8 protein-coding genes are annotated in these 8080 nt (G+C 70.5%); 2 read left to right on the forward strand and 6 right to left on the reverse strand.

The window, feature by feature from the left end; translation table 11 throughout:
* Positions 1 to 141: 141 nt before the first annotated feature.
* Positions 142 to 996, forward strand: coding sequence for a class II fructose-bisphosphate aldolase (locus VE172_RS20285; RefSeq protein WP_324803799.1), 855 nt, complete (start codon positions 142 to 144; stop codon positions 994 to 996).
* On the opposite strand, the gene VE172_RS20290 is transcribed toward VE172_RS20285, so the two are convergent.
* The 6 genes from VE172_RS20290 to VE172_RS20315 all read right to left on the reverse strand — a co-directional run bounded on the left by VE172_RS20290 (position 993) and on the right by VE172_RS20315 (position 6365).
* Entirely contained in the window at positions 993 to 2069 is a 1077-nt protein-coding gene (locus VE172_RS20290; RefSeq protein WP_324803800.1) for a phosphatase PAP2 family protein, read from the reverse strand. The two genes, VE172_RS20285 and VE172_RS20290, sit on opposite strands and share 4 nt — an antisense overlap.
* 235 nt (positions 2070 to 2304) lie before the next feature.
* Complete coding sequence (gene pcrA / locus VE172_RS20295) at positions 2305 to 4587, reverse strand: DNA helicase PcrA (protein ID WP_324803801.1); 2283 nt, start codon at positions 4585 to 4587, stop codon at positions 2305 to 2307.
* Positions 4588 to 4629: 42 nt separating this feature from the next.
* Complete coding sequence (locus tag VE172_RS20300; RefSeq protein ID WP_324803802.1) at positions 4630 to 5031, reverse strand: MaoC/PaaZ C-terminal domain-containing protein; 402 nt, start codon at positions 5029 to 5031, stop codon at positions 4630 to 4632.
* A complete protein-coding gene (locus tag VE172_RS20305) occupies positions 5028 to 5435 on the reverse strand; it encodes an FAS1-like dehydratase domain-containing protein (protein ID WP_324803803.1) in 408 nt (135 codons plus the stop codon). Before VE172_RS20305 ends, VE172_RS20300 begins: the two co-directional genes overlap by 4 nt.
* 3 nt (positions 5436 to 5438) lie before the next feature.
* Positions 5439 to 5570: a 50S ribosomal protein L33 gene (gene rpmG, locus VE172_RS20310; protein WP_414715132.1), complete on the reverse strand. Its 132-nt coding sequence runs from the start codon at positions 5568 to 5570 to the stop codon at positions 5439 to 5441.
* 141 nt (positions 5571 to 5711) lie between these two features.
* Positions 5712 to 6365, reverse strand: a complete 654-nt coding sequence (locus VE172_RS20315) for a hypothetical protein (RefSeq protein ID WP_324803805.1) — start codon at positions 6363 to 6365, stop codon at positions 5712 to 5714.
* Positions 6366 to 6501: 136 nt separating this feature from the next.
* Between VE172_RS20315 and VE172_RS20320 the strand changes: the two genes are divergently transcribed.
* A partial coding sequence (locus tag VE172_RS20320) for an AfsR/SARP family transcriptional regulator (RefSeq protein WP_324803806.1) occupies positions 6502 to 8080 on the forward strand: 1579 nt, incomplete at its 3' end.

The following is an 8080-nucleotide window of genomic DNA, read 5'->3' on the forward strand; positions in this document are numbered from 1 at the left end:
ACCACCAGCCCTGGAGGCGGCGCCTGATCGAGGCCGTGGCGGCCTCGACCGCCGCCGCGGCCGCGCCCGTGGCCGGCGTGGTGGACACCGGCGAGTTCCTGACGTACCGGCATCACGTGAACCCCGAGGAGCTGTGAGCACATGACCCTGGTCAACACCGGCGAACTGCTGGAGGACTCCCGCGGCGGTGTGGGCGCCTTCAACGTCATCACCATCGAGCACGCCGAGGCCATCGTCGACGGCGCCGCCCGGGCCCGGCGCCCGGTGATCCTGCAGATCAGCGAGAACGCCATCAAGTTCCACCGTGGACAGATCGGGCCGATCGCGGCCGCCACCGCCGCCGTGGCCGACGCCGCCGACATCCCCGCCGCCCTGCACCTCGACCACGTCACCGACCCGAGCCTGTGGGAGGTGGCCCCGCAGCACGGCTTCGGCTCGGTGATGATCGACGCGTCCAAGCTGCCCTATGAGGACAACGTCGCCGAGACGGGGCGGGCCGTGGAGTTCCTCAACAGCCGCGGCCTGTGGGTGGAGAGCGAGCTGGGACAGGTGGGCGGCAAGGAGGGCGAGCCGCCGGTGTCGGCCCACGCGCCCGGCGCCCGCACCGACCCGGCCGAGGCCGCCGCGTACGTCGCGGCCACCGGGGTGGACGCGCTGGCGGTGGCGGTGGGCTCCAGCCACGCCATGACCACCCGCGAGGCCCTGCTGGACCACGACCTGATCGCCGAGATCCGCGCCGCCGTCCAGCTTCCGCTGGTGCTGCACGGCTCCTCGGGGGTGCCCGACGCCGAGCTGGCCCGCGCCGTGGCGGGCGGCATGGTGAAGATCAACATCGGCACGGCCCTCAACATCGCCTTCACCCGCGCGGTGGCCGACGATCTGGCCGCCCACCCCGACAACGTCGACCCCCGCAAATACCTGGCGAGGGCCCGCGACGCGATGGCCGCCGCGGTCGAGCACTTCCTGGGCGTCCTGGCGGGCGGAACCCCGGCCTAACCGCGCTGCGACGGGACCTTCGTGAACTTGCCCTGCCTGATGCGCACGATCAGCCAGATCAGTCCACAGGTGACCGAGACGCCCATCATGATGCCGCCCCACGGTCTGCCGACGGTGGCGGACATCAGCATGGCGATGATCAAGACGGTGGACTCCGCGATCATGCGCGGCGCGGGCGGTTCGAAGCGCTGCAACGGACCCAGCGGCATGGTCGTCCACGGGACCCGCCGCAGGCTGCGGACGATGAGCAGGCCGATCATGAACCCGGCGGGCGCGTCGAAGAGCCAGTGGGTGCCGATGAACGTCTGCGAGACCACCACCACGATCGGCGGCCCGAGCAGCAGGATGCGGCGCATCCACGGCGCCATGGCGGCGCCCAGGAACAGCACGATCAGCCCGTAGAACACGATGGTGTTGGTGTCGTGCCCCGACGGGAACGCCGAGCCCGCGCCGTCGTAGAGGAACAGCATCGGCCCGTCCGGGGAGCGCTTCGGCTCGACCAGCCACAGCGGGTGGTGCGACAGCGGCCGTCCCAGCGCGTTCTTCAGCTCCAGCACCACGCCCAGCGTGAACAGCCCGCCGCCCAGGAACAGCAGCGGCCGAATGCTCGTGTAGCGCACCGCGGCCCACACCGCGATCGCCACGGTGATCGGGGCGATGAAGCGCCCCAGCCCCAGCCCGGAGACGAAGTGCCCGATGTCCATGGGGCCGGGCAACTGGACCGTCTCGATGCCGCGCGGTGTGACCCACGGCACCACGGCGCCGCGCACCCGGATGTCCCACATCCGCATGCGCAGCCAGTAGTCGAACTTGACCAGCGGCGACGGCCAGACGAGCAGCACCGCGTTGGTGATGAACCCGATGCCCAGGAAGATGTCCGGCCACCAAGACTTCGGCTTGCCGCCGAAGGGCCGCCAGGTCTTCTCCTTGATCGGCCAGGTGGCCTGCGCGAACTTGACGAAGCGCGACCATTTCTTCTGCGCCCAGCGTTCGAAGCGCGCGCGACGGGGGTCGTCCTCGCCAGGCGAGGACGACTCGGGCACGACGCGCGTCGTTTCGAGTTGGGGTTGCAAGTCTGCTCCTGTGGTTTTCTGCTTTCTTTGACGAGACAGACCGCGACCCGGTTCCATCCGAATTAACGGTCACCCTTCACGACGGGCGAACCACGATGCAATCACTCATTGAAGCAGATGACTTCGACCACGTCACGATCCCGCCGCAAGATTACCGTCGATCGACAACTCGGACAACGAATTGTGATCACGGCGTAACCATTGGGGAACCGGGTGAATCGGCTCACCACCGGTGTCAAAGGCGCTGGATCGGCGCGTGCCGCACCACCAGCCACTTCGGACCATCGCCGAAGTCCACACACGCCTGCGCGCGCGGACCGGTGCCCTTCGTCTCGATGACGACGCCCATGCCGAACTTGTCGTGGGTGACCCGGTCGCCGACGGCCAGCACCGGCACGTCCTTGGCCTTCAACGCCGACGCGGTGGTGAGGCCGGCGCCGGTGAGGCCGAGGCGCTGCCCGATGCCGCTCTTCGGCGACGGGGTGGCGCGCTCGAAATCCATCAGCTCGCCCGGCATCTCCTCGAGGAACTGGCTCGGCGGGTGGAACTGGGGCTGGCCCCAGGCGCTGCGGGTCTCGGCCCGCGAGACGTGCAGCCGCTTGCGGGCCCGGGTGATGCCCACGTAGGCCAGGCGACGCTCCTCCTGCATCTCCTTGGGTTCGCCGAGCGAGCGCTCGTGCGGGAAGACGCCCTGGTCCATCCCGGACAGGAAGACCACGTCGAACTCCAGGCCCTTGGCGGTGTGCAGCGTCATCAGCGTGACCACGCCGTCGGAGTTCTCCTCGGGGTCGGGGATCTGGTCGGCGTCGGCCACCAGCGACACCTGCTCCAGGAAGCCCGCCAGCGTGGGCGCCGGCGGCTCCTCCCCCTCCGCGACGGCCTCCCCGGCGATGGTCTCGGAGTACTCCCGCGTCACCGACACCAGCTCCTGCAGGTTGTCGACGCGGGCCTCGTCCTGCGGGTCGGTGGAGGCCGACAGCTCGGCGAGGTAGCCCGAGTCGGCCAGCAGGGTCTCCAGCACCACCTCGGGCGGCTCCCCCGCACCCACCTGGTCGCGGGCGTTGTCGATCACCTGGACGAACTTCTTGACGCCGGCGGCGGCGCGCGTCGAGATCCCGATCGCCTCGTCGACCCGGCGCAGCGCGGCCGGGAAGGAGATCCGTTCCCGGTCGGCCAGGGCGTCCACGCAGGCGACGGCGCGGTCGCCGATGCCGCGCTTGGGGACGTTCACCACGCGGCGGGCCGACACGATGTCGTCGTCGTTGACCGCCAGCCGCAGGTAGGCCAGGGCGTCGCGCACCTCCTTGCGCTCGTAGAAGCGCACGCCACCCACCACCTTGTACGGCAGCCCGCGGCGGATGAACGCGTCCTCGAACACCCGCGACTGGGCGTTGGTGCGGTAGAACACGGCGACGTCGCGCGGCTTGACGTCCTCGGTGTCGGACAGGGCGTCGATCCGCTCCGCCACCCACTGCGCCTCGTCGTGCTCGTTGTCCGCGTCGTAGCGCTTGATCTTGGCGCCGTCGCCGGCGTCCGTCCACAGCTTCTTGTCCTTGCGATCCGGGTTCTTGCGGATCACCTGGTTGGCGGCGTCCAGGATGGTCTGGGTGGAGCGGTAGTTCTGTTCCAGCAGAATCGTCGTGGCGTCGGGATAGTCGCGCTCGAACTCCAGGATGTTGCGGATGGTCGCGCCCCGGAACGCGTAGATCGACTGGTCGGCGTCGCCCACCACGCACAGCTCGGACGGCGGCACCTCGGCGTCGTCGTGGTCCTCTCCCACCAGCACCCGGATCAGCGCGTACTGCGCGTGGTTGGTGTCCTGGTACTCGTCCACCAGCACGTGGCGGAAGCGGCGGCGGTACTCCCGCGCCACCTCCGGGTAGGCCCGGAACAGGTGGACGGTGTGGCCGATGATGTCGTCGAAGTCGAGGCTGTGGGCCTCGCGCAGCCGTTCGTCGTAGCGCCGGTACGCCTCGGCGACGGTGCGCTGGTAGTCCGATTCGGCCTGGGCCATGGCGTCGTCGGCGTCGATCAGCTCGTTCTTCAGGCGCGACACCGCCGCCAGCAGCCCGCGCGGCGTGGTGCGCTTGTCCAGCTCCATCTCGCGGGCCACCTGCGTCATGAGGCGGCGCGAGTCGTCGGTGTCGTAGACGGTGAACGACGACTTCAGGTTGAGCCGTTCGTGTTCGCGGCGCAGGATCCGCAGGCACGCCGAGTGGAAGGTCAGCACCCACATCATGCGGGCCCGGTTGCCGACGGCGGCGCTCACCCGCTCGCGCATCTCGGCGGCGGCCTTGTTGGTGAAGGTGATGGCCAGGATCTCGCCGGGGTGGACGCCGTGCACCGCGACGAGGTGGGCGATCCGCTGGGTCAGCACCCGGGTCTTGCCCGATCCGGCGCCCGCCACGATCAGCAGCGGCGTGCCCGCATGCAGGACGGCCTTGCGCTGGGGCTCGTTGAGGCCCTCGAGCAGTTGATCGGTCCCGGACGGCGGCGCGGTTTCGAAAAGTGAGTCCATGGCGGCGTCAATTCTAGGCGCGCGCTGTGACGTCCTTGACGCTCAGGAGGGGCGAACGACGGCGCGGGCCGGGGCCAGCACCTTGTCCTCGCCGCACGTCACCGTCAGATTGACCTCGATCGATCCATCGTCGCGGACCTTGCGGACCGTGCCGGCGACCGACACGGCGGCGCCCTCGTCGCCGGGCGGTACCGGGACGGTCTTGGCGAAGCGGGCGGTGAAGTCGCGGATCCGGTCCGCGTCGCCCGCCCAGTCCTCGAGGGCCCGGGCGGCCAGGCCCATGGTGTACATCCCGTGCGCGATCACGCCGGGCAGTCCGGCGGCCTTCGCGGCGGCGTCGTCCAGGTGGATCGGGTTGGTGTCGCCGGACGCCTTGGCGTAGGCCGCCAGGTCGGCGCGCCGCACCCGATACTCGGCGTCGAACAGGGTGTCGCCCGGGTTCATGAGGCGCTCCCCGCCACGAACAGCGTGGTCCACGCGGTGCCCACCGGGCCGTCCTGCGCGGACACCTTCCCGCGCAGGGTCAGGATGTCGTTGCCCGCCACCGATTTGATGCTGTCCACAATGAGCTCGGCGCTCAACCGATCGCCCGCCCGCACCGGGCGGACGGGTTCGAAACGCTGTTCGCGATGCAGCACCCGCGAGTAGTCCAGCCCGAAGTCGGGATCGTCGGCCAGCGAACTGGCCGCCGGCAGGGTCAACGACACCAGAAAGGTCGGCGGAGCCACGTCCTGGCGACCCGGATCGGTGTCGCCCAGCGCCGCCCGGAACGCCGCGATGGACTCGCGCGTCACCTCGACCGGCGCGGTCGCCAGCAGGCTCCGGCCGACGTAGGCGAGATTCAGCACGTGCTAGCGGGTCTCGCGGTGCGCGGTGTGCTTGTTGCAGCGCGGGCAGAACTTCTTCAGTTCCATCCGGTCGGGGTTGTTCCGACGGTTCTTCTTGGTGATGTAGTTACGCTCTTTGCATTCGACGCACGCCATGGTGATCTTGGGACGAACGTCGGTACCGCTCTTGGCCACAGCAGTGTGCCTTTCGAAAAGATCTGATTTACGAGCCGACGGAAAATCGTACCTCATGAGGGCGAACGCTCCTCCGCCCGGAGCCGGGCGGAGGAATGGCGGTCACTTCTCGTAGAACTCGGCGTCCCCGTAGCTGCCCACCGACAGGTCCCACGTGGTCTGCTCGCCGTCCTTGAGGGAGTGGCACGCGATGGGCTTCACCTTCTCGGGGTCGACCACGGCGGCGGCGTCGTCGAGCTCGCACATGACGTCGGTGGTCTTGGCCTCGTAGCGCAGGGCGTTCTCGAGATAGTCGCGGGACATGACGCGCTGGTCGGACTTGTAGTCGTAGCTGGCGACGATGTCGCCGGCCGAGATCGACACCTTCCAGTCGATCTTCTGGCCGAAGTAGGTCACCGAGCAGGTGATCTTCTGGGCCTTGCCCGCCTTGACGTCCGGGCAGTCGGCCTTGCCCTTCTTGTCGTACTGGTGCGCGTAGCTCGCGGTCTCCTTGGCCAGCGCGTATTCGATCTGCGCGTCCATGGACGCGCCGCTGCCCGGCTCGGACGGCAGCTTCTTCTCCCAGGCGTCCGACGGGTCGTCCTTCGGGACGGGCGCGCCGCGGAACTTCGACTTGTCGATGCCGTCGTCCGACGGCGAGGATGATGGCGTCGCGGTGTCGTCGGAGCCGCCGGAGGCGGATTCGTCGGGGCCGCAGGCGGTCAGGGCCAGGGCCACGGCGGCGACCCCGGCCAGGGCGGCGATTCGGCGGTACATTGTAGATCCTTTCGCTGGTGAGATCTGTCGTCTCGTGTGGCCAAGGCTCGCGCGCGCGAACTTCACGAAAACTTCAGAAAAGTTGCCCGCGGCCGGGGCGCGTATCGTTGCGGCCAGCCCATTCACCGAGGACCCGATGACCCTGGAAATCCGTCTGCTGGGAGTCATAGAGCTGCGGGCCGCCGGTCGCCGCGTCGACATCGGCCCCGCCAAGCAGCGTGGCGTCTTCGCCCTGTTGGCCTCCGAGGCGGGCGGCGTGGTCCCGACCGACCTGCTGGAGCACCGCACCTGGGGCGACGCCCCGCCCAAGGACGCCCGCCGCACCCTGCACGTGTACCTGACCCGGCTGCGCCGCGCGCTGTCGCCGATCGAGGGGCTCCGGCTGGAGCGGCACGGCGGCGGCTATGTGCTCAATGTGGACGCTCAGTCCGTCGACCTGCACCGCTACCGCCGCCTGGGCTCGGCCGCCCGCGACGCCGCCGACGCCTCCCACGCCGCCGAGCTGTGGGAGGAGGCGTTCGCGCTGTGGAGGGGCGAGCCCTTCGCCGGGCTCGATCTGCCCGGCCTGGACCGGCTGCGCCACGAGCTGCGCGCCGGGCACGACGCCGACGCCCTGGACCGCAACGACGCCTTCCTGCGGTCCGGGCGGCACGCCGAGCTGCCGTCCGTCCTGAGTGAACAAATCGAGCGGCGGCCACACGACGAGCGGCTCGCGGGCCAGTTCATGGAGGCCGCGCACCGCTCGGGGCGCACCGCCGAGGCCCTGGAGCACTACCGCGCCTTCCGCGATCGCCTGGTCGAACAGCTGGGCACCGAGCCGGGGGCGCCGCTGCGGGGGCTGCATCGCCGGCTGCTCAACGACGACGCCGAACCCCCGCCGCCCGAACGGATCGCGCCCCGGCAGCTCCCGGTGGGGCCCGCGGCGTTCACGGGGCGCACCGCCGAGCTCGCCCACGCCGTGGCGCTGTTGACCTCGGGCAATCCGATCGTGTCGGTCGACGGGATGGCCGGGGTCGGCAAGACGGCGTTCGCGGTGCGGGTGGCGCGGGCGGTGTCCGACAAGTTCGCCGACGGGCAGCTGTTCGTCGACCTGCGGGGCTTCTCCGGCGACCTCGCGCCGCTGCCGGCCCACGAGGCGCTGGGCGGGATGCTGCGCGACCTCGGCGTCGCCGCCGACCGGATGCCGTCCCCGTTGTCCGATCGCGCGGCGCTGCTGCGCAGCACCCTGGCCGACCGGCGGGTGCTGCTGGTGTTCGACAACGCCGCCGATGCCGCGCAGGTGGAGCCGATGCTGCCGGGGCCGGGCGACAGCGCCGCGCTGATCACCAGCCGCCGCAAGCTGGCCGACCTTCCCGACGCCGAACCCATCACGCTGGACGTGCTGCCCGACGGCCAGGCGCGGGAGCTGTTCGCGGCGGTCGCGCGCCGCGACGTCGACGCCGAGTCCGCCGCCACCGACGCGATCGTCGCGCTGACGGGTCGGCTGCCGCTGGCGTTGCGGCTGGCGGCGGCGCGCCTGCGCAGCCGCTCGGCCTGGACGATCGCCCACCTGCGCGACCGGCTGGAGTCCGAAAGGGACAGCGAGTTTCGCTCCCGGGCCGGGCAGCGGCTGGGGGCGACCTTCGACCTGTCGCTGCGCGCCCTGGGCGACGGCGATCGCGCGACCTTCCTGCTGGCCAGCCTGATCCCCCCCCACGATCTCAGCGCCGCGTCGG

Source organism: Stackebrandtia sp. (assembly GCF_035643755.1).
Classification (GTDB): domain Bacteria; phylum Actinomycetota; class Actinomycetes; order Mycobacteriales; family Micromonosporaceae; genus Stackebrandtia.

Bases quoted from the DNA above. Each gene is read 5' to 3' on its own strand.
- VE172_RS20285 (WP_324803799.1), top strand. From the start codon at position 142: ATGACCCTGGTCAACACCGGCGAACTGCTGGAGGACTCCCGCGGCGGT.
- VE172_RS20300 (WP_324803802.1), bottom strand. From the start codon at position 5,031: ATGAACCCGGGCGACACCCTGTTCGACGCCGAGTATCGGGTGCGGCGC.
- rpmG (WP_414715132.1), bottom strand. From the start codon at position 5,570: ATGGCGTGCGTCGAATGCAAAGAGCGTAACTACATCACCAAGAAGAAC.
- VE172_RS20315 (WP_324803805.1), bottom strand. From the start codon at position 6,365: ATGTACCGCCGAATCGCCGCCCTGGCCGGGGTCGCCGCCGTGGCCCTG.
- pcrA (WP_324803801.1), bottom strand. From the start codon at position 4,587: ATGGACTCACTTTTCGAAACCGCGCCGCCGTCCGGGACCGATCAACTG.